This window comes from Foetidibacter luteolus (genome assembly GCF_009650435.1).
GTDB lineage: Bacteria > Bacteroidota > Bacteroidia > Chitinophagales > Chitinophagaceae > Foetidibacter > Foetidibacter luteolus.
In genome coordinates, this window is sequence record NZ_VVIP01000034.1 from 17,933 (window position 1) to 41,809 (window position 23,877).

Genomic DNA, 23,877 nt, shown 5'->3' on the forward strand with positions numbered 1-23,877 from the left:
CGACGCAAGAGGCGATGCCATGAAAAACCGTCTGCCGGGCCCATAAAAAAACTCCGCCTAAAGCGGAGTCTTTTCTATAGCATACTTTGTAAAATTCTTAATTGCCCTGCTGCTGCTCCTGCTCACGCTTAAGCTTTTGCAACATGGGGTGGCCGGCCTGGTCGGGTGCATCCTGCACGTCCCTTACTTCTATATCAAAAATAAGTGTGGAATTTGGCGGAATACTGCCGGGCCTGCCTTGCGGGCCGTAAGCCATGTTGGAAGGTATGTACAGCCTGCCTTTGCCGCCTTTGCCAAAATAGGGCAAGCCTTCATCCCAGCCGGGTATAACAGAACCTGTACCTACCACCAGCGGGTAAGGATCGGGATGACCTTTGGATGAATCCATATTGGTGTCAAAAACTTCGTTGTTAGATTTAAGGTAACCCCTGTACATGATGGCCACTTTTTTGCCCGGCTCTGCCTTTAAAGAAGTATCACCGGCCGACTGTATTTCTACAAAAGTGCCGCCCTTTGTTTTTTGTGTTTTAATGCCTTTACCGGCAAGGTATTTTTCCAGGTCTTTTGCTTCCTGCTCAGAAGCCTTGGCCTGCCTGCCCCTTTCTAACTCCAGCTCTTTCTGGTAATCGGCATTAATTTCTTCTTCGTTTTTAAAAGAGCTTAATATCCTGAACTTGCACATAATCCTGTCGCCCTTGCCAAATGTTTTATCATACTGGGGTATCATGCCCCTTTTGACCAGGGTATCAACACTTAAAATGGCGATGCCACTATCGCCCACGGCGCATTTGGTAAACACTTCCATAAAAGAATGCTGGCTTCTTGCTGAAGTATCTATGGGGGTATAACCCGGCAATTTTCCGTAAGTGCTGTTTAACAACGTATCTTTTTCCGGTATAGTAAATTCAATATTGAATTTGGCATACTCACCCACCTTTAATTTAGGCGCTTTGTCGTTTTTGCTGAACACTTTGTATGCCACGCCCGACTTGGTTTTGTCATAATTCACATTGCAGGCGCTAAACAAAGCCAGTACACATATGGCAGAAATAACTCGCATCATTGTTAGTTGTTTTTATTAAGTTCTTGTTCGTATTGATGTATTACCTGTTTAAATTTTTTTACGGTTTGTTCAAGGCTGTCGCTGCTGCGGCCACCGGCGGCATTTTTATGTCCCCCACCCTCAAAATGGTTGCGGGCAAAAACATTCACGTCAAAGCTGCCCTTGCTGCGAAAGCTCCATTTACGTTCTTCATCACGGTCTATGACAATAGCGCCCAATTTTATACCCTGTATGGTTAACAGGTAATTTACCAGCCCTTCCGTGTCGCCGGTTTTAATGTCGTACTTCATTAAGTCGTACTTGTTTATTACCATCATGGCTGTATTGTACTCGTACAGCACATCCAGCCTGTACAGCAATGCCTGGCCTATAAACCTCAGGCGTGATTCGGAGAAGTTGTCGTAAATATTTTCATGTATCGGGGTATGCTCAAGGCCCATCTCTTTAAAGTGTGCCACCGCCCTGTGTACAGAAGCCGTGGTAGAGGGAAAGCGAAAACCGCCTGTATCCGTCATAATGCCGGTGTACAGGCAGGTAGCAATATCCAGGTTAAGTTTATCCGCATAGCCAGACGCCATAATAAAATCATACACCATCTCGCAGGTGGAGCTTTTGCCGGTATCGCTGGCGCCGTAATCAAAGGCTTCTTCCTGTGGCTGCTGGTGATGGTCAATCAGCACTTTTACAGCTTTCGATTTTTGCAGGTGCGGCTCCATGTTTTTTGTGCGGTGCAACACATTAAAATCAAGGCAAAAAATTAATTCCGCCTGCTGTATTACTTCTATGCATTTTTCTTTTTTGCCCTCAAAGTCAATAACCTGGCTGCTGCCGGGCATCCAGCTTAAAAAGCCGGCCCAGTTGGTGGGAGAAATGGGCACTACATCATGACCAAACTGCACCAAAAAATGATAAAGCCCGAGCATGGAGCCCATGGCATCGCCATCAGGCTTCTGATGGGTGGTAATAACTACTTTTCTTGGTTGCGGGAGTAACGCGTAAAAATTCTGTATCGCCTGCATATAACGGCGGCAAAATTGGGTGTTTCAGGGCATTTGCTCAAATATTATTTACAAAAGGGGTGCATTGGGCGACTGCCGGCACTTTGCGCAGAAATAAATTTTAAGGGGGTGTCCCTCGTACCTCGGGCCGGGCTTTCCGCTATTACTCCGGCACAAAAACCAGCGCACAAGGCCTCACCGGGGTAACCGCTGCAATCCCTCACCCAAAGTGCAACACGCTGCCGCTTTCGCCACGAGGTTGTATTAAATAAAGGCAAGCCACGTTTACCACGCAAAAACGCAATTTGCGAAAGCCATTAGGTTTACTACATTTGCGGCGAAATTTTATACAACCTATATGAGCAACAGAACTTTTACAATGGTTAAGCCGGACGCTACATCCAAAGGATATACCGGCGGCATACTGGACCAGATTCTTAATGCCGGTTTTACCATTAAGGCTATGAAATGGACCAGGCTGACCGAAGAGCAGGCTGGTGAATTTTATGCCGTACATAAAGAAAGGCCCTTTTACCCCGAACTGGTGAAATTTATGAGCAGCGGCCCTATTGTGGCAGCTATACTTGAAAAAGACAATGCCGTAGCAGACTTCAGGAAGCTTATCGGCGCCACCAACCCCGCACAGGCTGAGGAAGGTACAATCCGTAAAAAATACGCTGCCTCTATGGGCGAAAACGCTGTTCACGGCAGCGATAGCGATGAAAACGCCGGTATTGAAGGAGATTTCTTCTTCTCCAAACTGGAAAGGTTTTAATCTGCATTGCGGCAGCCGAGTTTGTATTAAACAAAAACTTCTATAGCGGCCACACCGGTAGCTATCAGCATAATTTACCTGTAGGGAGCTTTTCCTTACAGGTTTTTTATTTCATTAACCAGTGGCCGTAGTGTATAACCCTTTTGCTTAAGCAGGTTAATTAAGCCCTTGTCTCCCCCAAGGTGACCGGCCCCAACCGCTATAAGTAAACTTTTGCCTTTTGTTATAGCGGGAAATTGCGCTGCCCAATTGGCGTTCCTCTTATATAGCATGATATCCTGTACGCCTTCAGACCCGGTAAGCTCACCTTTTGTGGACAGTTCGTACAGCTTTTCAAAATCCTGCTGCCTGTACAATTCAATCATTTCATTTATCATCTTCCTGTAATCATTTATGCTGTCTGCCATGTTCAACAGTTCTTTGGCCTGCAGGCTGTATGGAATTTCGTCCAGTATGCCCGCCTGGAATGCTGCCGTTTCAAGTCCTTTTATTTCTTTGTTGTAGGGTTTGGCTTCTTTCATAATAGCCAGTTCCATACCATTGGTTTCGCTACAGGGCAGCAATAACTGGTAAAGCAGGGACGAGGTTAAGATGGGCTGCATACGCTGCACTGTTTCAAGCTGGGCACCCATATCGTGATCGTCAAAAAAACGCCCAAGCCTTTCATAGTCTTCTTTGCTGTACAATTCACTTAATATAGTATCATTTTTCATTCGGGCCATGGTAAAACCGCTGAATAGCTGCCCCAGATCATCCATATCAATTTCAAAGTAAATTTCATCCGCTTTTTTTATTACCGCAGACAATGTTGTTCCAACCTTCGCATCGGGGGCGCAGATGAGGTGTATGGTCCCAAACACATAAACAGGCTTCTGAAGCCCATTTCCGCTCACCTCCCACAAAAGGCTTTTACCCGATGGGGCTGTTTCATACTTATCCTTTGATTTACAGGAGAATATATTGAAAGCTGCGAGGAAAAAAGTGAATAATTTCAAGAGATTCATGTATTTACACTGTTAACTAAATGTTGATAACGAAAATTTTTCTGATTTTTTCTAAGAAAAAAATGTTTTTTGATTAGGATATTGGCATGGTTTTCGTACTTTTGCAATAGTTTTTTAAGGGTTTAGGGTTGAAAAAGGGGCGTTGGTTTTCCTCCGCCCCTATTTTTTTCTTCAACCGCAACACTTACACCTTTGTATACAGCCATTCTGCCGATTAAATTTCATACTCACCTAACAACATTGTAAAGACTTCCTGATTTGGCAAACAGCCTGTCAATGTTCTTTTCTACCACAGGGTCACTTTCCAGCACCGGCGCATGGTGTGGTTTTATGCGGGCATCAAAAACAACGGGCCCGCTACAGCCCCAGTGCTTGTATTGTGTATGTGCGGCAATTCCATATATGTCATGCGATGGATTGCACCGGGTATAAGTTACCCACAGATAGTTACGCAGGTTGGCGGCTGTAAACTTTGCATCATCACATACGGTTATAAAAGCAACTTCAACAAGGGTGGATAGTTTGTCTGCCAGTTGTTCATGCAATAGTTGCATTTCGGCTGCTGCATTGTCATACGTTGTAAAAGGTTTTGCCTGCAGGCAAATAACGCCGGGCATAGCAAGGCTGGCATTTTCAAATCCTTGTAATTCACGTAAAACGGCAGGTACGTCCGTACAAAGCTTTCTTTTAATATCTCCGTAAGCGGCAAATACCACTTTACTGCCACTATTAAGCCCTGTGCCTGAATAGTCCAGCGTATCAATGGTGGTATTGGTATAAAAATGAATGTCCCTGGCAAAATCCATCCGCTGCAGCATGTAAAGAAAAAACTCCTGCACTTTGTGCGCAGAAACAGGCTCCCTGTCTTCCGCCGTTATAAATAAAAATTTAGCCAGGCTAAGCTGCCCCGTACCCAGCACATGGTTAGCGATGGTTAAAATTTCGGCAGGCTGCTTAACACGCATATAAGGTGTATAGCGTTCGCTGCCTACAGCCAGCAATAAAGGATGAACACCCGCGGCGTCAACCGCATGCACTTCTTTAAGCCCCGGCACTTCCTGCTGTATGGCATCACCGGTTATGGCATGTATCAGTTCACCAAAGCTGGTGTCTTCCTGTGGCGGACGGCCAACCACTGTAAAAGGCCAAATAGCATCCCGTTTGGCGTACACTTTATGCACCCGCATTAAAGGAAAAGGATGGCGCAGGCTGTAATAGCCCAGGTGGTCTCCAAAAGGGCCTTCCGGCTTGTTCTCGCCGGGGCATACTTCGCCGGTTATTACAAAATCCGCATCCGTACTAATACAGTAACCATCCTTATAAGCATACCTGAAGCGCCTGCCGCCAAGCACGCCGGCAAAAGTCATTTCACTAATGCCTTCCGGCAGCGGCATTACCGCGGCCAGCGTATGAGAGGGAGGGCCACCGGCAAAAACGCTCACTTTAAGCGGTTGTCCCTTTTTGTTGGCCTTTGCCTGGTGTACACCAATGCCCCGGTGCAACTGGTAATGCAGGCCTATCTCTTTATTTGTTGTATAATCATTGCCCGTTAACTGCACCCGGTACATACCCAGGTTGGCCTTCATAATACCAGGCTCATCCATATCTTCTGTATATACCTGCGGAAGGGTTACAAAAGCGCCGCCATCCATAGGCCAGTGTTGTATAAGCGGTATATCCGTTACCTGTATCTCATTTTGAAGAACCGGCTTAGAAGATGGATTTTTTAGCGGCAGTGCCTTTAAAGCTGCCCAACCTGCATTAAAATTTTTGAAAGGGCTTTTAATGGCCTTAACCGGGTTACTCTTTAGCTCAATTAAACGCTGCACCAGTTGCAGCGTATCCCTGAAAATAAAGCGGCTTCTTTCCAGTGTACCGAAAATGTTGGAAGCGGCCCTGTATTTGCAGCCTTTTACATTCTCAAACAACAGCGCCGGGCCGCCAGCTTCATGAACCCTTAAATGAATGACAGCCATTTCAAGAAAGGGGTCAACCTCTTCTTTTACCCTTACAAGATGCCCGTTTTTTTCCAAGTCTTTTAAACAATCTTCCAGTGATGAATAGGCCATAAGCGAAGGTAAACAGAAAGGCTATACCTTTTGATCAGCGCTTCCCAAAGAGTTTTTTTGAAGATGATGGGCCCGGCGGAGGAACTGCTATTAAGCATCGTTGCGTCGCACTCTTGTACGTTTGGATTCGCTACGCGGCTTTTCCCGCAGGATAGTTTAGTTTCTGCACTTCGTTAACCACCGTCAAAAGTATTGATGGTAATCACCAACTTTTATTTAAATCACCCGGATATACAGATCGCACCTACGGCGCTCTTTGCAAATAGTTTCTTTTCTTGTCTGCTAACATGCCGCCCGATGGAGCTTATTGTTCAATGTTCTTTTGTTTAAAGTTTTATGTTGCCAGCCTGTCGCTGTATGGCACTTGCACCTCACACTTACTCAACATGACCAGCTACCAGCTACTTTTCTTATCCCAAATTGAGACCCATTTTTTACTTATGAGAAAACAGACCTTAGAAATTCTACACAACGCATTGATTTACAAAGAATAATATTCCCGGCACGCATATCGTTAATAGTATGCCGGTTTTAGTTTCCTATTGCTTTATTTATATAACATTTTTAGTCCGCACTTTTCAACCATTAAACCCTTAGTCATATCCTGCCGTACGTACGGCAGGATATATTTTAAAACACTGGTCATGCACTCATTAAATGCCGTATTGCATTTCATTCACCTGAATGACATGTCAATTGAAGATTTTGAAGATATCGCCGGGTTATACCCCGGCACTTTAACCGATGCTTACGAAGCTTCTTCGGAATTAAGAAACAGGGATGTTAACAAAATAATAGCCAGGTTTGGCCGTGAATTATATAATCTTGGTTTTATGGTTTACCCTGTGCACCGCACGCCGGGCAACCCCAATGATTATGTGATTATGGAAAAAGACCTGAATGAAATGTTTTTTGCGGATAAACTTTAGCGGTTACGCTAACCCGATTTACAGTTTTAACCCATGCCCTCCTACCCTTTTTCAAAACCCGCGATACTTATATTTTGGTCTGCCAACGCAGTTAAAATACTGCCTTTTAAGCCCCAGATCTGCCCTTAAATTTTAAAACCCTACCTTTGCGGCTCTTACAAATTATTAAATAACCATGTTGAACAACATTGCCGTAATTGGAAGCGGCAGTTGGGCAACGGCACTGGTGAAAATTTTTGCTGAGAGTGGAGTACATATAAAATGGCTGGTCCGCAACCAACATGCAGCGGATTACATAAGGCAATACCGCCATAACCCACGTTACCTCAGTTACGCCAATTTAAACACAAAATATATCACACCCCTTACAAGCGCTGAAGAAGCCTTGCAGGATGTTGATTTTATTTTATTTGCCGTTCCATCTGCCCATTTAAAAAACACAGTACAGGATATTGAGCCGGAATGGCTGGCAGGCAAACAGCTTGCCGTATCCATTAAAAGTTTCGTGCCCGGCACAGGTAACATACCCGGTGTTTTTCTTAAAAAATATTTTACGGCAGAACAGCCCGTGATGGTGCTTGGCGGCCCCTGCCATGCAGAGGAAATTGCCATGCAACGCAACACTTATCTTACCGCAGCCGGAGATGACATGGCAATGGTAAAGCAGGTGTGCGATAGTATCAAAGTGCCCTACATTAAAACCATTGCCAATGCAGACCCCAGCGGTGTAGAGTACTCGGCCATACTGAAAAATATTATTGGTATTGCAACGGGCATAGCCAATGGCCTGCATTACGGAGAAAATTTTCAGGCCGTGCTGGCCAGCAATGCCATGCGGGAGGTACAGCGCTTTCTTGCAGCGGTAAACCATACCACAAGAGATCTTTTTGATTCTGCCTATTTTGGTGATATGCTGGTGACAGCCTACTCTGACTTTAGCCGCAACAGAACACTTGGCAAGCTTATTGGTAGGGGGATGCAGGTTACCAAAGCGCTGCAGGCTATGGAAATGGTGGCTGAAGGTTACAATGCATCAAAAGAATTAAGCGTCGTAATGAAGCAGCTTAATTTATCGCTGCCCATTATGAATAGCGTTGGCCGGATACTGCACCACCACGCTAACCCGTTTCACGAGTTTAAACTGATAGAACAACAGTTGAGATAACGCCTTTGCGGTTAAAAAAACGTGATGCACAATGTTGAGCAGAATTACAGAACGTAAAAGAGTGCGACGCAACAGCAGCTCAATAGCAGCATTACAGTCCTGGCCCAAAAATCCTTACTTAAAACTACATTATTAACAAAACAGGATGATATAGGATACATAAAATTTACACAACACACTTTACTTACTAAGTTACCTTGCGTAAATTCATAGCATCCCCGCATCCGTGTTCAATTAAATAATAGATTATGATTTTAGCAACGGATTTAGACGGCACTTTTTTAGGAGGCAAAAGTTTACATAAACAGCAGTTGTACCGGCTGATACGAAAGGACACCAGCATACAGTTAATTTTTGTTACCGGCCGCGGGCTGGAGTCTGTGATACCTTTATTGAATGACCCCATTATTCCCAACCCTGATTATATTATCTGCGATGTTGGCGCTACAGTAGTTAACGGCCATACGCTGGAAGCTATAGAACCTTTGCAGAATGAAATTGAACAACACTGGCCCGGCGTTCTTAAAATACGTGAAGCGGTTAAAGACATTAAAGGCCTGCAATACCAGGAAGTACCGCAACAACGGCGTGTATCGTTCTTTGTAAAAGATGAAAATGTTATTGAAGAAGTAAAAGAAAAAGTTGCCGAAATTGATTGCGATGTTATTTACAGCGCCAATAAATTTTTAGATGTGCTGCCTAAAGGCACCAACAAAGGAAGCACTTTAACCAACCTGATTAAGTTTTTAAAATCATCAACAGATGAAGTATTGGTGGCAGGCGACACACTAAACGATATGGCCATGTACCAATGCGGTTTTAAAGGTGTGGTTGTAGGCAACAGTGAAGATAAGCTGGTACAGGCCACTAAAGACATTGAACATGTGTACCATGCCAAACACCCCGGGGCAGGCGGCATACTTGAATCGCTGAAAAACTTTCAGCAACTGGCGCACTACAGCCGCAAGTTTGATGAAGAAGTGATACAGGAAGAAAAGAGCGATACGCCGCAACTGGTAATGATGTACCACCGCTTTCCGTACGAGATAAAAGAAATTAACGGTGTTAAAGAAAGGGTATCGCCCAACAGCCCCAACGGTATACTGCCCACATTACAAAGCTTTTTTACCAGTGGCCGCAGCGGGGTGTGGATTGCCTGGGAAGAAGTTGCCAAAAGTGGCGAACAACTGCGTAATGTGTATATAGATAAGGATAAGTATCCTAACCTGATGGCATCGCGTATTGGCCTTACCAAAAAAGAGGTGGAAATATTTTATAAGTCGTTTGCCAAAGAAGCTTTTTGGCCCACGATATTTTCATTTATAGAAAAAGCGAAATTCAACCACCACCACTGGGACCATTTTGTAAACATCAACAGGTTGTTTGCACAAAAGGCCAGCGAACAGGCCGATTATGGCGCTATTGTATGGATACACGATTACAACCTTTGGCTGGTACCCGGCTTACTGCGGGAGCTAAGGCCCGATGTTAAGATTGGCTTCTTTCACCACACTGCTTTTCCTGCGGCCAATACGTTTAACATACTGCCCTGGCGCAGGGAGATTATCAGCAGCCTGCTGCAATGCGATTATGTAGGCTTTCACATACCCCGTTATGTTGAAAACTTTGTGGACGTGGTAAAAAGCCTCTTCCCGGTTGAAGTACTGGAAGAAATAAACTGCGCACCGCGTTATCTTACTTACAGCACAGCGCTTGGCGTACAGAAGATGACAACTACCATAAAAACAGACCATCGCGTAGTAAAGCTGGGCGCCAACCCCGTGGGTATTAATGTTGGCTATATTAAGCAACTCATGCAGCAGCAGGAATTACAGGATAAAATAACTGCTATGAAAACGCAAATGGGTGATAAAAAAGTTATCCTTAGCGTTGAGCGACTCGATTATGTGAAAGGCCCCCTGGAGAAGGTATTGGCCTTTGAACAGTTCTTAAACGACTACCCGGAATTTCATGGAAAAGTTGAACTGTTGCAGATATGTACACCCCCTGCGCAGGGCATGAAAATATACGATAAAATACAGCATGACCTTGAGCATGCCATTGGCCGCATCAACGGCAGGTATTCCCGCATTGACTGGATTCCTATACGCCTCTTCAGCCGCTCTTTCCCCTTTGAAGAACTGCTTACTTACTATGCCGCCGCGGATATTGCATGGATAACGCCCCTGCGTGACGGCCTTAATTTAGTGGCCAAAGAATATATTGCCGTGCAGGGTCAAATACCTTCAAGCAAAGGCGTTCTTATATTAAGCGAATTCGCCGGCGCCGCTGTGGAACTGCAATATGCTTTGCTAACCAACCCTTACGATTTACGTTCTTTAAAAGAGTGTTTGCTACAGGGTTTACTGCTTGATGACAACGACAAACAAACACGCATGCAACGCCTGTATGAACAGGTAGAACATTATGATATTGACTTTTGGGCAGATGATTTTTTAAACCACCTGGGCAACTAAACCAGCACAGATAAATTGTACGTTTATCAGGATACAGCACTTTTCGGTGCTGTATTTTTTTATGGGCCCGGCTGCAGGAACTACTATTAAGCTTCCGTTGCGTCGCACTCTTGTACGCCATCACTTTACGCAGCAGGTAACAGCGCAGCCCAGGGCATCAGGCTACGGTTAAACAACACAACAATCTTTGATGATATTTTTACCCTTATACTGACGCTTTAAAATGCAGATTTTTTGCCGCAGGTTATTGCCCCATCAATTGTTATTGCTACTTTGTTTATTAATTGCAGGCAATAACAAAAGCCCGGCCACAAAGCATATAACATGGGGAATACAGGATACGACAACATACTGCTGCTTACAGCAGGTTTTATTATTGGCACACTGGGTACATTAATCGGGGCAGGTGGTGGTTTTATACTGGTGCCTGTATTGATACTGGCACAGCCTGAGCTTTCGCCGGAAATCATCACCGCTATTTCCATAGCCATTGTTGCCGCCAACGCTGTATCAGGGTCAGTAGCCTATGCAAGGTCTGGGCGCATAGATTTCAAGGCCGGCCTGGTGTTTACTCTTGCCGCTTTACCCGGCTCTGTTTTAGGGGTTTACTCTACTGCATGGATACCCCAAAAATTGTTTCACATTTTTTTCGGTTTGTTGCTTATTGTACTTTCTGTATTACTCTTCATCAAAAAAAACACAGCTCCTGCATATACAATGCCCGCACCCTTACGAAAGGGATGGAAGCACCATATTCTTACAGATAAAGAAGGCATTACCTACGAGTATGCTTATAACCAGAACAAAGGCATTTTTATCAGCGCCATAGTTGGTTACCTCTCCCCCCTGTTGGGTATTGGTGGCGGAATTATACATGTGCCTGCGCTGGCAAACTGGCTGCGCTTCCCGGTACATATAGCAACGGCCACATCACATTTTATACTGGCCATCATGTCGGTGGTAAGTGTTGTTGTACACGCTTTAAAAGGCAACTACAGTAATCCTTTTGTGCTGCACATGGTATTGATGCTTGGGATTGGTGTTGTTATCGGCGCCCAGGTCGGCGCACTGTTGTCGCACAAAATACAGGGCAACAAAATAATACGGGCACTGGCCATTTGCCTGGCCATAGTAGGTTTAAGGATACTGCTGGAAAGCTAAAATCACTTATAAAAGAATGCAGCTTCACTGCTGAAATTGTATTCCGGGTTACCAGGAAACTCTCCACGGCTCAGCATTTTATGTAGCTTTTTGTCTTCCTGTTCAACAGTAAAGAAATGAACCTTTTCGGGTACCCCATTCGTAAGGGTGGTTACCTTGCGGGGAAACCTCGTCATACTGCCAAGCAATGGATAATTATACAATTCATACATTTCCTCAATACTAACCGCACTGATAAATACCCAGGCATTAAAACTGCACTCCTCTGTATACCCTTCTATCACCCGTGTTACAGTATGCCCGTTGTTGCTTACGGAGACTATTTTGGCAGGCAGCGATTGGGCATTGTATTCATACGTGCTGGCCCATACCAGTTTCTTACCGGCTTCGTTGGTAATATAATAATCCAGCTTACTTAACTTTTTGCCTTCGTAAAAAAACTCCAGCGTTGTTACTGACGGTGAGTAAAGAGATGTCATAACAATTTTGCTTACCTTACCCTCACTGTTATAAAAATACCTGGAAGTTCTTGGGGAACGTGTACTGGCAATTGTTTCTACCTTCTTGTTAAGGTAAGTGAACCTAAGCGTGTCTGTGGCAACGGCGGACTTGTAAATAATCCTGTTTTCCGTGCTATCGCTGTTATACCTGAAAAGTGCATGGTAGTCGTAATCTTTCCATGCCACACTGTCAAGCAGGTAACGGGGCATATTTTCGCCAGGGCCGTCGGGCAAAGGTTTATCATCTTTTGAGCAACTTATTAACAAGAGCACAAGCGCTACATACGCAACAGTGGTTTTTACATGTAACATCCGGATATCATTTTCAGTATAAAACTAAAAGCGCCCGCCGCACCATGATTTTAAGAGTGGTTGAATTGTAATATCCGGCGCTGAATTGATAAAAACCATTACCAGAGAAATAATAAAAAACAACATGCCGATCTTTATTGGCATTACGCCCGGCAGCAGGGTAATTGTTTCAACTGCGGAATGAATTTTGTAGGACAGAATCCGTAATAAATTTACCATAGCCGGATATTAACAGGAAAATCTATGATCAGCATCGTTTTACCGGCCCTTAACGAAGGGGCTACCATAAGAAAAGTAATACAGCGCATAAGGCCCGCTAACCTGGTACATGAAATTATTGTGGTGGATGACAATTCAGCAGACGACACAGTGGAACAGGCGCAAAAAGAGCAGGTAAGGGTTATTACCAGCTCCAGGCGGGGCAAGGGCATCTCCATGCATGAAGGCATGATTGCAGCCCGCTATGACATTATTGTTTACCTGGACGCTGACATTCTTACTTACCCCAAAAACATAGTAGAACTGCTGGCACAGCCCATCCTGAATAATGAAGCAGATTTTGTAAAATCTTATTTTGAGCGGCAGGCGGGCCGTGTGACACAGCTTGTGGCCAAACCGTTGCTGAGTATTTTTTTCCCCGAACTGGAAAAATTCCAACAACCGCTAAGCGGTATGGTGGCAGTGAGAAAATCTATGCTAAAAGATGTTGACTTTGAGAATGATTATGGCGTTGACATTGCCCTGCTGATTGATGCACATCATGCCGGCCTGCGTATTAAAGAGGTTAATATCGGTTACATAAAAAATGCCATGCAAACGCTGGAGGCATTGGGCAAAATGTCAAGACAGGTATCCCGCACAATTCTTCAGAAAGCCTCTTTTTCTCCCGCTGAAAACTTTGAAACTCTGGCCAACATACATAAGATAAGCGATGAAATGGATTACGCCATTTTAGAATCCATCAACAGGTTGCAGAAAATGGTGATTATTGACATGAACGCATTGCTGGAAACAGACTTTTTATTATACACGGCGGCAGCCAATAACTGGGAGCAAATGATGATAGACATCTATACTTCCGGGATGAACAATGAAGAACAATTACATGCCATAGCCGCCATGTACAAAGGCAAAAGCCTGCCGGAAATGCAGCAGATGCTCGACAGCATTCCCTTGCTGCCGGATGCAAGGGCTACCATACGCCAGTTAAAGAAGAAGGGATATATATGCGTACTGGTTAGCAATGGGTTTGATGTAGTGGCAAGCCATCTGAAGAACAAACTGGGATTTGATTACAGCTTTGCCAATAAGCTGGTGATGGAAAAAAGCATCGCTACCGGAGAATTGAAAGTTCCCGATTACTTCAGAACTGAAAACATAGAAAAGGGTACATACAGTAAGGCGGCGATACTTGACTTTTTATCGGAGAAATTTAAAACCCCGGCCAAGAATATGATATATGTCGGCTGTGAAGAGGAAGACATAACCCTTATACAGAATGCAGGCCTGGGTATTGTACTTTCAACAGCTACCATTTCAGCCAGGCTGGCCGCTGATGAAGTGATAAAAGAACACTCGTTAAAGCCACTGCTGCAACTAACCGCTGGTGTTGCCACCAGGCAAAACGGAACAGTTGCTACAAAAATCAAAAGAAACATCGGCATTGCCGGCCTTACCGCAGCCGCATCGCTGGGGGTTTACTTCTGGCTTAAGAAAAGCGGTAGATTTAACTGGCAATAACACCCTATTTGTTTCTGCCGCTATTGGCGGCAGAAACAATATGTACTACCCTGTGGGAAAAGCCGCATAGTGAATCCAACCGTACAAGTGAGTGACACAACGGAAGCCTCATACGTATTCCTGATGCCGGGCCCATAAAATTACCCGGGCTATTGTTTACCCCTACTGTGTTCCCCGCAACATTCCAGACCGTCACCTCAATAATTTTAGCCATCTTTAACCAAACAGAATTTTGCTTCATGAACAATAAAACGCGGCAAGTATTGTTGCATGTGTGTGGCTGCATGGTATTCCTGATGCTGCCTGTATTATTCGCCCCGGACCTGCCGGAATCTTTTAATATTACCAGGAGCATACCCACGCAACGTAACATGCTGGCTTACCTGTTGATGATTGCGTTTTTTTACCTGAACTACTTTGTTCTGATACCCCGCTTTTATTTTACCGGCAAATATGCCCGCTTTGTAATTGCCATACTGCTTTGCTTTATGGTGGTGGTTACGCTGCCGCATTTTATAATACCCAATGGCAGCCACCGCTCACAACCTCCTCCACGCAGAGAGTTATCGGACAGGCCACCACCAAGGCCTATGCCTATGCCCGGAAACGAAGGCTTTAACCGCCAGCCAGGCCCGGGCGAGCCGGAACGGTTTTCGGTTTTTAACATTACACAGCACCTGTTTATTTTTTTAGCGGTTGTATTTTTTTCGCTGATACTGCGCATCAGCAACCGGTGGAAACAATCAGAAAGAGAAAAACTGAACGCGGAACTGCAATACCTTAAAAGCCAGGTGAACCCGCATTTTTTGTTTAACACGCTTAACAATATTTATTCGCTGGCTTTACAGAAATCTGACAATACCGCATCTGCGGTGGTAAAGCTATCCGGCATGATGCGGTATGTGCTGAGCGAAGCAGACAAAGATTATGTACCGCTTGAAAAAGAACTGGCATACATTAACAGTTATATTGAATTGCAGAAAATACGGTTTGAAGACACTGTAAAGCTTGAGTTTGAAACCGGTGGCGACCAGCATGGCAAAAAAATTGCACCTTTAATACTGATAAGCTTTATTGAAAATGCTTTTAAACATGGTGTTAACGCAGAAGAGGACTCGGATATAAGCATAAGGATACACATTACAGAAACAGAACTGGATATGCTTGTAACAAACAACAAAGTAACCCATGCAGATGATACAGCGCAACACAGTGGCCTGGGCATTGAGAACACCAAAAACAGGCTTCAATTGTTATACCCGTTTAAGCATACTTTAGTAATTGATGATAGCAGCGACAATTTTACTGTTGCGCTTAAGTTGATAATAGCATGATTAAAGCGATAGCGATAGATGATGAATTACCCGCACTTAAAGTGATAGAAACCTTTTGCGGCAAGGCTGGTTTTATTGAACTGGAAAAAACATTTAATAAACCCTCTGAAGCGCTTAAATACATCAACAAATTTCCGGTGGAGCTGTTGTTCCTGGACATTAATATGCCATCGCTAAAAGGCACGGAACTCTACCGCAGCATCAAGCAAAAAACGATGGTTATTTTTACCACCGCCTATAGTGAATACGCGGTTGAAGGCTTTAACCTTAACGCTGTGGACTACCTGCTTAAGCCCTTTACGTTTGAACGGTTTATGCAGGCCGCTGATAAAGCAAATAACCTGCTTGCACTTAGCCGCAACCAGCCAAAAAATGATGAACATTTTTTATACATCCGGGCAGATTACAGCCTTATTAAAATAAACACCGCTGAAATACTTTTTATAGAAGGCCTTGATGACTATCTTAAAATACACCTGGACAATCAAAAGCCGGTAGTTGCCAGGATGACGATGAAGGCCATGATGGAGAAACTGCCTGCGCAAAATTTTATACGGGTGCACAGATCTTACATCATATCGTTTAATCATGTGGAGCACCTGCGCAATAAGATCATCACCATACGTGGAGAAGAAATACCTGTAGGCAACAGCTATGAAGAACCCTTTTTAAAACTCTTTAACAGATAAGTTAATAACCTCAAAAATTCCCGCCTTTACCTCAATCATTTTTACACCCTTCTTTTTTATTGAAATTTTGAACCGTTAACAGTAAATGATGCTGGTGGGTAAACAGCGCCGGGCTATATTGTTATACCATGCATTAAACAATCAACTTATTACATGCTTCAGCTTTACTAATCACTCACAACTAAAACTTCAACTATGGAAAGAAAAGACTTTCTGAAAAACAGCATGGGCATATTGGGTATAGGCACCCTTTTGGCAGAGGCATGCAAAAAAGACGTTACATCCGGCACGGACACTACCGGCGGCACCGATACCGGCGATTGTACAGTAACTGCAACTGAAACAGATGGGCCTTATCCTTTGTACAACAGCAGAGGCTCAGCCATTCAGCGGGTAGATATAACCGATGGCAAAACCGGAGTACCTCTTAGTATAACACTTACTGTACGGAATGTTAATGATGACTGCAACATAGTAAGCAATGCACGGGTGGATATATGGCACTGCGATAAGGATGGCTATTATTCGGGCTACTCCAATTCAGGTTACCTGGGCACGCAGAACAACACAGCGCTGGTTTTTTGCCGGGGCCTGCAATACACAGATACTACAGGCGTGGCTAAATTTACTTCCATATACCCGGGCTGGTACACAGGCCGCATTACACACATACATGTACAGGTATATGTAAGCAACACGCTTAAGCTTACCAGCCAGATAGCTTTTCCGGCCGCTATTACTACTGCAGTGTATAATACGTCACTCTACAGCGCACATGGGCAAAACACTTCCGTATCCAGTTTTTCGTCAGACAATGTTTTCAGCGACGGCACAGATACAGAATTGGCTACCGTAACGGCCAACAGCAGCACTGGTGGATACGACCTAACCCATACGATTTACATTTCAGCATAAAATTATTCAATGGCTTTCTGTTTAATCATCATAAACTTTCTCCCCAATAAAGACAGCAGCGGCAGGCATTTCTTAATGCCTCCCTGCCTTTTATGTACAAATTAATACCCATATTATGACCAAGGCTTATATAAAACTGGCCATCAGGCAAATAATAGACGCTTCCAGCCACGGTAGTTTTGAAAAAGATGTGTTTAACGACACCTATCATGAGTTGCTGATGCAGGCACAGGCTTACAACCCCGGCAACAAACTCAGCACTTTTAAAGATCTCATTGACAATAACCCTAAAGCCAACAGCCTGCACTATAAGGTTGGCTTTTGTATAGGGTTATACGTACAAGAACTGAATAATATAGTGCCCGGAATTACCGATACGCTTAACCGTGTGGCACTGCCTTTTGAAACAGCCCAATTTCAAATAGTGGAATCCAGTCTTATTAACAAGCAACAGCACAAAATAGCCTTAACCTACACTTCAGGCACCTTAAGCCTGCATGCCGTAATTGGAGATGCTTTATTGTTATCCAGTGGCGAAAATCATGAAAACAGCGAGGCAGCGGAAACTTTCCTGCTGCAGTTACAACCGTCCATTTCTATTTGCAGCTTTAAAGAAGCGCATACAATAACCGCTTAATTCAATACCGAAGGCCCAAAATCAAAAAAAACTTAAAACTTTTAAATATACTTAAATAAGGTAGTACCGGGTTAGATACGTTGGGTAAATTGCTTATTAAACGCAACCCAATATCTTATGGCACTTTTTGCCTATTACTTAACAGAACTCTTCCTATCTGTTTTTTACCGGAAAAAATACCACGCTTCTAAAAAAGAGTTTTACGAGCGTCAACTGAGTTTTGCATTCTTAGACTGGATATTTATTCCAGAGGAGAATAAAAAGCTTTCATCTGCCGATATTTTCTTTGCCAACGACAGCCCATTTCGTTTTATGGATGTTGAACTTTGCCAAAACAGGCAGCAATGCACAAATAAACTTGGCAGGCCCAACTATGTTTTTAACATAACCGCCAAAGCAGGTATTAAAATAAGCGTAATATTTTACAAGCTAATTATAGCACACACTACCTGCCTGCTTCAATTGTATTTTGCAGACAACAAACTTTATTGTGTGGATCTGAAATTTGGCGGCAACCTAGAAACCAGCCGTGAAACAGTTCTGGAAAGACTGCAGGCTGTAATGCAGGATACACTGCCACCAGATGTAAAAAAAGAACTGGTAACCCTTACCTTGCAAAACAGGTTTGCAGACATACTTACCGGAAAATTCTATGCCCACATAGAGAACTATTTCAGTTTCCGCATACGTGTTATCCCTCATTTCAGCAAGTATCGTTCATTAATTTCTCACAAGAAAAACGCCAAAACCGCTTATCATAAGTTATAAAACATGGCTGTTGGCAAGCTTTGTGGCTTTGCATTAAATTATTTTTTTTCAACTATACATAAAGCATATACGCAATGTTTGTATTTTGCACCCGTTATTGAAACTTTGGTTTACCATAAGCAAAGTGAACCTTTTATCAGTTGTGTTCCGTATTGCCGCTAAAGATGAAAACCAGTATAAGAAAACACCGAATGGTGCCTTAGTTTAGGTTGCCTCTATGACAGATTCTTATATTGCTTTTTATAGCTTCTGATAATGCTTCAATAATGCATCTCTTTATTTACAACACCAGGAACTTCGGAGAATTTTTTTACCACACCGGCCGGCTCACCGCCTGTATTTAATAAAAATTCCTGATGTTTTTCATCAGTCTTCGCCATCATAACACCCCGGCTTTTGTATTGCAGCAACTGGCCATGTAATCTGTTACCGTAAACGACTGCTTATTGCCGTTCGCACCCAAAAAACAGTACACTAAAAAGACAGAAACCAAACACAAAAGATGATCTTACTCGGGATAGTAAGCGACGATTCAGTATTGATTCAAACAATTAAAAAGATGGTGCAGGCTAACCCTGGCTATGGCATCAGCTTTGTGTTGCAAAATTTTGACCCGGGCAACAGTAACGAATCTGAAGACAATTTTGCTGACGTGGTGATAATTGATAAGGAGCAGGAGGAAATGGATGCCCTATACACTTTAAAGCATTTTAAGCGCAGAATAAACCCTGTTTTTATAACCGCCATTTCAACTGACAGCAACGCATCCCTGCTGTTAAAACTGATAAAAGCCGGCACCAGCGGTTTCATTACCAAGCCGCTGGCTGAGGAAACCCTGTATAACTGCCTTAACAACATTGCCAATAAAAAATCTTACATAGATGAAGCTAAGCTGTTGCAGATTTTTACCCTGCTGCAAAAAGAAGAGCACAGCTATGCCAACATCGTGTTAAGCAAAAGAGAGTTTGACATTATTAAGCTGATTACCCGGGGGCTGACCAATAAGGAAATAGGTGAAAAGCTCAATATATCCCACCATACGGTAAATGAACACCTGAAGAAAATTTACCGGAAGTTTGATGTTAATTCAAGAGGCCGGCTGATACATAAATTTATTACCATTAACCCCGGCAAATAGCTGCATAACGTAATGTTTTATGCCTCCTGCCCAATCCATACAGCACCGCCGATGCTGTTGCGCATTGCGCCTGTAACACTGCTTAAAACGGTATTCTCTTCCCGCCAGCGAAGTATGCCGTATAATGCCATTACCAACGCCTCCTTATACTTAACGGTGCTTTCATCTGCCACCGTAGCCAGGGTGTTACATGATTGAAGATTTTCCTGCAGTCTCTTTACCAGGAAGCTGTTGAAAGCGCCGCCGCCGGTAACCAGCAGCTTAGCTTCAGTACCGGCTTTTTTAACAGCATTTACCGCATAAGCTACCTGTTGGGCTATATGCTCCGTATAAGTGCGCAAGGCATCTGCTGTTGGCAAATCAAACGATTCTACTAACGGCAAAATGGTTTGTGTGCCAAATTCATTCGCCAGTGATTTGGGGTAAGGCTTGCTGTAATAATCCTGCCTGTTAAGCATCGTAAGCAGCGGCGTATAAATTTTTCCAGACGCGGCTATTTTTCCATCTTCATCATAAGCCTTTCCCTCTTTTTGGGCCAGTGTATTTAATATGCGGTTGGCAGGGCAAACATCAAAAGCAGTTACAGCATCTTTGTTATGGTAAGACAGGTTGGCAATGCCGCCGATGTTCAGGAAAAAGTCATACCCCTCAAAAAGCAGTTTCTCGCCAATAGGCACTATGGGGGCGCCCTGCCCTCCTAATGCCACGTCTATATTACGCAGGTCGCTAACCACATTAATGCCTGTTAATGCGGCTATGGTGGCTCCATCGCCAAGCTGGGTACTTATACCGTGAGAAGGATCATGAAATACTGTATGCCCGTGAGACGCAATTAGCTGTACCCGGTGGTAAAGGTTATGCTCTTCAATAAACATGTTAACCAGTCCGGCCGTGTAACGCCCATAGGCAGCATGTAGCAGCATATAATCCCTTGCGCTTAATAAAGGCGCATTCTGTAGTTTTTGCACCCATTCTTCATCATAGGTATAGCAGTTTGCCGCTTTAATCTCGTATTTCCATTTGCCGCCACTGTCTTCCAGTTCTGTAAAAACAATGTCCAGTCCGTCTAAAGAAGAGCCGCTCATTAATCCAATAGCCCTGTAAACCATACTGTAATTTTATTTGTAAAGATGAAGAAAATACAGGGATAGAAAAATGGAATACATGTTTTACAAAGCCTAATGTATGTGCATTGCTATATCGTTTAAGGCAAACCGGATGCAAGACGAAAGTTAACCTACGCTTAAATGTCGCCCATTGAACAGAACGATGAAAAGATTACCAGCCAGCTTTGTTATTGTATTTTGGCGCTGGCGAACCTCCTTCGTCGGTTTGCGACGCAACGATGAAGCCATGAAACCATATCGCTGGTATCTAAAAATTGTTTTATACAGCTATAGCGTACTAAGCCGCCTGCGTGCTTATGTACCTCACCAGCCTGCGTTTGGCAATGGGTAGCAGGGTTTCTTCAACAGGTATATCCAGGTTTACTTCTATGGCATATACGGCAGGGTTGGGCATCATTGTCCTTTGCTTTATAAGATGCCGCTTTATACTTTCGTAAGTGTTGGTAAAGCTGCGCTGCCAGCTATCTATAAATTCAGTCTTAATACTGCGGTATTTTTCATCATGCTTCTCAAAAAAACTAAGCCGGTATTGATATACCCTGGTACGTTTAGCCGTTTCGCTCAAAAAAAAGTACCCTTCATTTTGTTCCAGCGGTATAAGGCCAATAGGCGCAATGGTAATTTTTTCTTCAACAAATTCATATATCTCGGTACCGCTGCTAATGGTTGACTGCATTTTAGCAGCGGCATATTGAATAATATCTTCCAGTTCCTGCATCAGTTCATCATCTTCTATCATTTGTTCGTACAAAAGCTGCAGTTTCTGTAACTGTATGCCGGTAAGTTTTTTGGGAAATTGCTCCTGCAAATACTTCTTATTTTCCCTGAAAGCTACAAGGTTGTTGTAGTGAAAAATAACATCTGCCAGTTGGGGATAGAGTTTGGTTTGGTTAAAGTATTTACTTATTTCCTGCAGGTAAGCGAGTAGGGTATATTTTTTCAGCTCAAAATCAATATAGCCATCCGCGAACCACGTCTCAGATAATGTTTTCATGCCGTATAATTTTGTATCTCAATTTACAAAAAAATCAACATCAAAAACCAGGGTATTAAGCTTTAAGGTTTTACTAATTTGGCTATTGCTAAAGCCATTCACATATTTTAGATACCAGCGACATATTTTTATGGCGTCGCCTCTTGCGTCGCAATCCTTTCATCGTTCTGTTCATTGGGCAACTTTTCAGACCCGGATAGAAAATATCCAACAAGGAACAAGGAATGTAGAATGACGAAGGAACTCCCCCACTCACCATTCACCATTCACGACTCAAATACCCAGTTTATCCAACACTACTTTGGCCATCAGGTAAAAGGCTTCATGGCTGTAGCCGGCTATATGCGGTGTAACAATCACGTTGGGCCTGGCCACCAGGCTGGCCAGTTGTGTTTTCTGCTCTTCGTTGTATGTATCCAGCTTTTCATTCTCCAGCACATCAAGTCCCGCGGCGGTTATTTTGTTATTATCAAGTGCCCGTATTACGGCTGCGGTATCTGTAACCTTACCACGGCATGCCGTTAAAAAGTAAGGCTTCTTTTCAAGCTGGTTAAAAAAGGCATCATTGGCATAGTGAAAGGTCTCATCTGTAAGCGGCAGGTGCAGGCTTATCACATCCGCATAACGGGCAAGCTGCTCCAAAGAAGCTTCACGAACAAAATCTTTCGCAAAGCCAAACTTGTATTTATCATGCGCCAGCACAGTAACATTAAAAGGCTGCAGCAGCCTTGCAAAAGCACCGCCGGTATTGCCATAACCAATTATGCCAACAGTTTTACCGGTAAGTTCAACCGCACGGTTGGCATCCCTTATCCATTTGCCCTCTTTTACTTCATTGTAGCTGCTGACAATTTTGTTCATTAACGCCAGCAACAAACCCAGAGAGTGTTCTGCAACCGCGTTGCGGTTACCTTCCGGACTGCTAACGCAGGTAATGCCCCTGCTTTCAGCATAAGGCACATCAATCAGCTCCATACCGCTGCCCAGCCGGCCTATCCATTTAAGGTTAGGCGCAAGGTCAAGCAGTTGTTTATCTATGCGCAGCCGTGTTGTAACAATAAGGCCGGTAACATCCTGCAGCCTGCTTTGTATTTCATTGTAGGTAATGGCAGGCTCAAACAACACTTCAAAGCCTTTCTCCTGTAACCTTTCCATTAAATAGCCATGCACTTTAGCCGTAACAATAACTTTCGGTTTCACTATCTGTAATTTATGATTGGGTGCGTTATTTACTTCATCCGGAAAGTAAGCGCCGCAAAATCCTGCACACTCAACTGTTCCGCACGTTTGTTAAATATTTCGTCCTGCAGGGTTGCTTCATCAAACATGCCTCTTACAGCATTGCGCAGCGTTTTACGCCGCTGGTTGAAAGCGGTTTTTACCAGCAGGAAAAATTTTTTCTCCGATTGCATAGCAGGCACTTCCTGCCTGCGCACAAGCTTTATTACACCGCTCATAACCTTGGGCGGTGGGTTAAAGCAGTTGGGGTGTACATCAAACAGGTATTCCACACGGTAAAATGCCTGTACCAAAATACTGATGATACCATACACCTTGCTGCCCGGCGCCGATGCGACACGTTGGGCCACTTCTTTTTGAAACATGCCGATGCACACAGGCACCTGCTGCTTCCACTCCAGCACTTTAAATAATATCTGCGAAGAAATATTGTAAGGAAAATTGCCCACCACAATAAATGAATTATCAAACGGGGCGGCAATTTCAAGAAAGCTGCGGTGTATAATCTTTTCCTTTAATGCCGGGTATTCATTCTCCAGGAAAGTTACTTTCTCGGCATCCAGTTCCACCGCTTTAAAATCAACATCTGCCAGTTGCAGCAGGTATTTGGTTAAGGCGCCGCCGCCGGGGCCTACTTCCAGCAGTTGGTTAACAGTGGCATCAGTCATACTTTGCTGCAGGGCTGTTACTATTTTTTTACAAATGTTTTCATCCCGCAGAAAATGCTGGCCCAACGATTTCTTTAATGTGTACTGCATGCGCCGCAAAAGTAAGTAAACAACACAATGCAACTGTACCAGGCGCTTTAACTGCATTGCCCGGCTATCTCATTAACCAGTTGTG

22 protein-coding genes are annotated in these 23,877 nt (G+C 43.8%); 12 read left to right on the forward strand and 10 right to left on the reverse strand.

Annotated elements, in window-relative coordinates; translation table 11 throughout:
- Positions 1–97: 97 nt before the first annotated feature.
- Positions 98–1,063 carry an FKBP-type peptidyl-prolyl cis-trans isomerase gene (locus tag F0364_RS09145; RefSeq protein WP_153797474.1) on the reverse strand — a complete coding sequence of 322 codons (966 nt, stop codon included), beginning with the start codon at positions 1,061–1,063 and terminating at the stop codon, positions 98–100.
- A 2-nt stretch (positions 1,064–1,065) separates the two neighbouring features.
- On the reverse strand, positions 1,066–2,082 hold the full coding sequence (locus F0364_RS09150; protein WP_153797475.1) for a DHH family phosphoesterase: 1,017 nt from the start codon (positions 2,080–2,082) through the stop codon (positions 1,066–1,068).
- Between the two features lie 337 nt (positions 2,083–2,419).
- Here F0364_RS09150 and F0364_RS09155 point away from each other — a divergent pair, with 337 nt between their 5' ends.
- On the forward strand, positions 2,420–2,836 hold the full coding sequence (locus F0364_RS09155) for a nucleoside-diphosphate kinase (RefSeq protein ID WP_153797476.1): 417 nt from the start codon (positions 2,420–2,422) through the stop codon (positions 2,834–2,836).
- Between the two features lie 95 nt (positions 2,837–2,931).
- Here F0364_RS09155 and F0364_RS09160 read toward each other — a convergent pair whose 3' ends face one another.
- Together F0364_RS09160 and F0364_RS09165 are read right to left on the reverse strand one after the other, a co-directional pair.
- Positions 2,932–3,840, reverse strand: coding sequence for a TraB/GumN family protein (locus F0364_RS09160; protein ID WP_153797477.1), 909 nt, complete (start codon positions 3,838–3,840; stop codon positions 2,932–2,934).
- Positions 3,841–4,067: 227 nt separating this feature from the next.
- Positions 4,068–5,909, reverse strand: coding sequence for a UbiD family decarboxylase (locus tag F0364_RS09165; RefSeq protein ID WP_153797478.1), 1,842 nt, complete (start codon positions 5,907–5,909; stop codon positions 4,068–4,070).
- Positions 5,910–6,553: 644 nt separating this feature from the next.
- On the opposite strand from F0364_RS09165, the gene F0364_RS09170 reads away from it, so the two are divergent.
- From F0364_RS09170 to F0364_RS09185, 4 genes are all read left to right on the forward strand, one after another.
- Positions 6,554–6,838: a hypothetical protein gene (locus F0364_RS09170; protein WP_153797479.1), complete on the forward strand. Its 285-nt coding sequence runs from the start codon at positions 6,554–6,556 to the stop codon at positions 6,836–6,838.
- A 175-nt stretch (positions 6,839–7,013) separates the two neighbouring features.
- The gene (locus tag F0364_RS09175; protein WP_153797480.1) at positions 7,014–8,003 is read left to right on the forward strand and encodes an NAD(P)H-dependent glycerol-3-phosphate dehydrogenase; all 990 of its coding nucleotides are present in this window, start codon (positions 7,014–7,016) and stop codon (positions 8,001–8,003) included.
- Between the two features lie 248 nt (positions 8,004–8,251).
- Positions 8,252–10,480: a glucosylglycerol-phosphate synthase gene (ggpS, locus tag F0364_RS09180; protein WP_153797481.1), complete on the forward strand. Its 2,229-nt coding sequence runs from the start codon at positions 8,252–8,254 to the stop codon at positions 10,478–10,480.
- Positions 10,481–10,804: 324 nt separating this feature from the next.
- Positions 10,805–11,641, forward strand: a complete 837-nt coding sequence (locus tag F0364_RS09185) for a sulfite exporter TauE/SafE family protein (RefSeq protein ID WP_153797482.1) — start codon at positions 10,805–10,807, stop codon at positions 11,639–11,641.
- A gap of 2 nt (positions 11,642–11,643) precedes the next feature.
- Here the strand turns inward: F0364_RS09185 and F0364_RS09190 are convergent, their stop codons facing one another.
- Both F0364_RS09190 and F0364_RS28885 read right to left on the reverse strand, forming a co-directional pair.
- The gene (locus tag F0364_RS09190) at positions 11,644–12,453 is read right to left on the reverse strand and encodes a hypothetical protein (protein WP_153797483.1); all 810 of its coding nucleotides are present in this window, start codon (positions 12,451–12,453) and stop codon (positions 11,644–11,646) included.
- Between the two features lie 24 nt (positions 12,454–12,477).
- Positions 12,478–12,672, reverse strand: coding sequence for a hypothetical protein (locus F0364_RS28885; RefSeq protein ID WP_207632589.1), 195 nt, complete (start codon positions 12,670–12,672; stop codon positions 12,478–12,480).
- A gap of 24 nt (positions 12,673–12,696) precedes the next feature.
- On the opposite strand from F0364_RS28885, the gene F0364_RS09195 reads away from it, so the two are divergent.
- From F0364_RS09195 to F0364_RS09225, 7 genes are all read left to right on the forward strand, one after another.
- Positions 12,697–14,193, forward strand: coding sequence for a glycosyltransferase (locus tag F0364_RS09195; RefSeq protein WP_153797484.1), 1,497 nt, complete (start codon positions 12,697–12,699; stop codon positions 14,191–14,193).
- A 239-nt stretch (positions 14,194–14,432) separates the two neighbouring features.
- A complete protein-coding gene (locus tag F0364_RS09200; RefSeq protein WP_153797485.1) occupies positions 14,433–15,527 on the forward strand; it encodes a sensor histidine kinase in 1,095 nt (364 codons plus the stop codon).
- Complete coding sequence (locus tag F0364_RS09205) at positions 15,524–16,216, forward strand: LytR/AlgR family response regulator transcription factor (RefSeq protein ID WP_153797486.1); 693 nt, start codon at positions 15,524–15,526, stop codon at positions 16,214–16,216. The genes F0364_RS09200 and F0364_RS09205 overlap by 4 nt, the downstream gene beginning before the upstream one ends.
- Positions 16,217–16,411: 195 nt before the next feature.
- Positions 16,412–17,131, forward strand: a complete 720-nt coding sequence (locus F0364_RS09210; RefSeq protein WP_153797487.1) for a dioxygenase family protein — start codon at positions 16,412–16,414, stop codon at positions 17,129–17,131.
- A 115-nt stretch (positions 17,132–17,246) separates the two neighbouring features.
- Positions 17,247–17,768 (forward strand): hypothetical protein, encoded by a 522-nt coding sequence (locus tag F0364_RS09215; RefSeq protein WP_153797488.1) that lies wholly within the window; start codon positions 17,247–17,249, stop codon positions 17,766–17,768.
- Between the two features lie 117 nt (positions 17,769–17,885).
- The gene (locus F0364_RS09220; RefSeq protein ID WP_153797489.1) at positions 17,886–18,536 is read left to right on the forward strand and encodes a hypothetical protein; all 651 of its coding nucleotides are present in this window, start codon (positions 17,886–17,888) and stop codon (positions 18,534–18,536) included.
- 502 nt (positions 18,537–19,038) lie between these two features.
- Positions 19,039–19,674, forward strand: coding sequence for a LuxR C-terminal-related transcriptional regulator (locus tag F0364_RS09225; RefSeq protein WP_153797490.1), 636 nt, complete (start codon positions 19,039–19,041; stop codon positions 19,672–19,674).
- A 17-nt stretch (positions 19,675–19,691) separates the two neighbouring features.
- Here F0364_RS09225 and F0364_RS09230 read toward each other — a convergent pair whose 3' ends face one another.
- From F0364_RS09230 to rsmA, 4 genes are all read right to left on the reverse strand, one after another.
- Positions 19,692–20,783, reverse strand: a complete 1,092-nt coding sequence (locus F0364_RS09230) for an anhydro-N-acetylmuramic acid kinase (RefSeq protein ID WP_153797491.1) — start codon at positions 20,781–20,783, stop codon at positions 19,692–19,694.
- 295 nt (positions 20,784–21,078) lie between these two features.
- Positions 21,079–21,795: a hypothetical protein gene (locus F0364_RS09235; RefSeq protein ID WP_153797492.1), complete on the reverse strand. Its 717-nt coding sequence runs from the start codon at positions 21,793–21,795 to the stop codon at positions 21,079–21,081.
- A 273-nt stretch (positions 21,796–22,068) separates the two neighbouring features.
- Positions 22,069–22,995, reverse strand: a complete 927-nt coding sequence (locus tag F0364_RS09240) for an NAD(P)-dependent oxidoreductase (RefSeq protein ID WP_153797493.1) — start codon at positions 22,993–22,995, stop codon at positions 22,069–22,071.
- 29 nt (positions 22,996–23,024) lie between these two features.
- Positions 23,025–23,792, reverse strand: a complete 768-nt coding sequence (rsmA, locus tag F0364_RS09245; RefSeq protein ID WP_153797494.1) for a 16S rRNA (adenine(1518)-N(6)/adenine(1519)-N(6))-dimethyltransferase RsmA — start codon at positions 23,790–23,792, stop codon at positions 23,025–23,027.
- Between the last annotated feature and the right edge of the window lie 85 nt (positions 23,793–23,877).

What these genes read in the sequence shown, in the direction of transcription:
- F0364_RS09145 (WP_153797474.1), bottom strand. Translation starts at nt 1,063, where the DNA reads ATGATGCGAGTTATTTCTGCCATATGTGTACTGGCTTTGTTTAGCGCC.
- F0364_RS09150 (WP_153797475.1), bottom strand. Translation starts at nt 2,082, where the DNA reads ATGCAGGCGATACAGAATTTTTACGCGTTACTCCCGCAACCAAGAAAA.
- F0364_RS09155 (WP_153797476.1), top strand. Translation starts at nt 2,420, where the DNA reads ATGAGCAACAGAACTTTTACAATGGTTAAGCCGGACGCTACATCCAAA.
- F0364_RS09160 (WP_153797477.1), bottom strand. Translation starts at nt 3,840, where the DNA reads ATGAATCTCTTGAAATTATTCACTTTTTTCCTCGCAGCTTTCAATATA.
- F0364_RS09165 (WP_153797478.1), bottom strand. Translation starts at nt 5,909, where the DNA reads ATGGCCTATTCATCACTGGAAGATTGTTTAAAAGACTTGGAAAAAAAC.
- F0364_RS09170 (WP_153797479.1), top strand. Translation starts at nt 6,554, where the DNA reads ATGCACTCATTAAATGCCGTATTGCATTTCATTCACCTGAATGACATG.
- F0364_RS09175 (WP_153797480.1), top strand. Translation starts at nt 7,014, where the DNA reads ATGTTGAACAACATTGCCGTAATTGGAAGCGGCAGTTGGGCAACGGCA.
- ggpS (WP_153797481.1), top strand. Translation starts at nt 8,252, where the DNA reads ATGATTTTAGCAACGGATTTAGACGGCACTTTTTTAGGAGGCAAAAGT.
- F0364_RS09185 (WP_153797482.1), top strand. Translation starts at nt 10,805, where the DNA reads ATGGGGAATACAGGATACGACAACATACTGCTGCTTACAGCAGGTTTT.
- F0364_RS09190 (WP_153797483.1), bottom strand. Translation starts at nt 12,453, where the DNA reads ATGTTACATGTAAAAACCACTGTTGCGTATGTAGCGCTTGTGCTCTTG.
- F0364_RS28885 (WP_207632589.1), bottom strand. Translation starts at nt 12,672, where the DNA reads ATGGTAAATTTATTACGGATTCTGTCCTACAAAATTCATTCCGCAGTT.
- F0364_RS09195 (WP_153797484.1), top strand. Translation starts at nt 12,697, where the DNA reads ATGATCAGCATCGTTTTACCGGCCCTTAACGAAGGGGCTACCATAAGA.
- F0364_RS09200 (WP_153797485.1), top strand. Translation starts at nt 14,433, where the DNA reads ATGAACAATAAAACGCGGCAAGTATTGTTGCATGTGTGTGGCTGCATG.
- F0364_RS09205 (WP_153797486.1), top strand. Translation starts at nt 15,524, where the DNA reads ATGATTAAAGCGATAGCGATAGATGATGAATTACCCGCACTTAAAGTG.
- F0364_RS09210 (WP_153797487.1), top strand. Translation starts at nt 16,412, where the DNA reads ATGGAAAGAAAAGACTTTCTGAAAAACAGCATGGGCATATTGGGTATA.
- F0364_RS09215 (WP_153797488.1), top strand. Translation starts at nt 17,247, where the DNA reads ATGACCAAGGCTTATATAAAACTGGCCATCAGGCAAATAATAGACGCT.
- F0364_RS09220 (WP_153797489.1), top strand. Translation starts at nt 17,886, where the DNA reads ATGGCACTTTTTGCCTATTACTTAACAGAACTCTTCCTATCTGTTTTT.
- F0364_RS09225 (WP_153797490.1), top strand. Translation starts at nt 19,039, where the DNA reads ATGATCTTACTCGGGATAGTAAGCGACGATTCAGTATTGATTCAAACA.
- F0364_RS09230 (WP_153797491.1), bottom strand. Translation starts at nt 20,783, where the DNA reads ATGGTTTACAGGGCTATTGGATTAATGAGCGGCTCTTCTTTAGACGGA.
- F0364_RS09235 (WP_153797492.1), bottom strand. Translation starts at nt 21,795, where the DNA reads ATGAAAACATTATCTGAGACGTGGTTCGCGGATGGCTATATTGATTTT.
- rsmA (WP_153797494.1), bottom strand. Translation starts at nt 23,792, where the DNA reads ATGCAGTACACATTAAAGAAATCGTTGGGCCAGCATTTTCTGCGGGAT.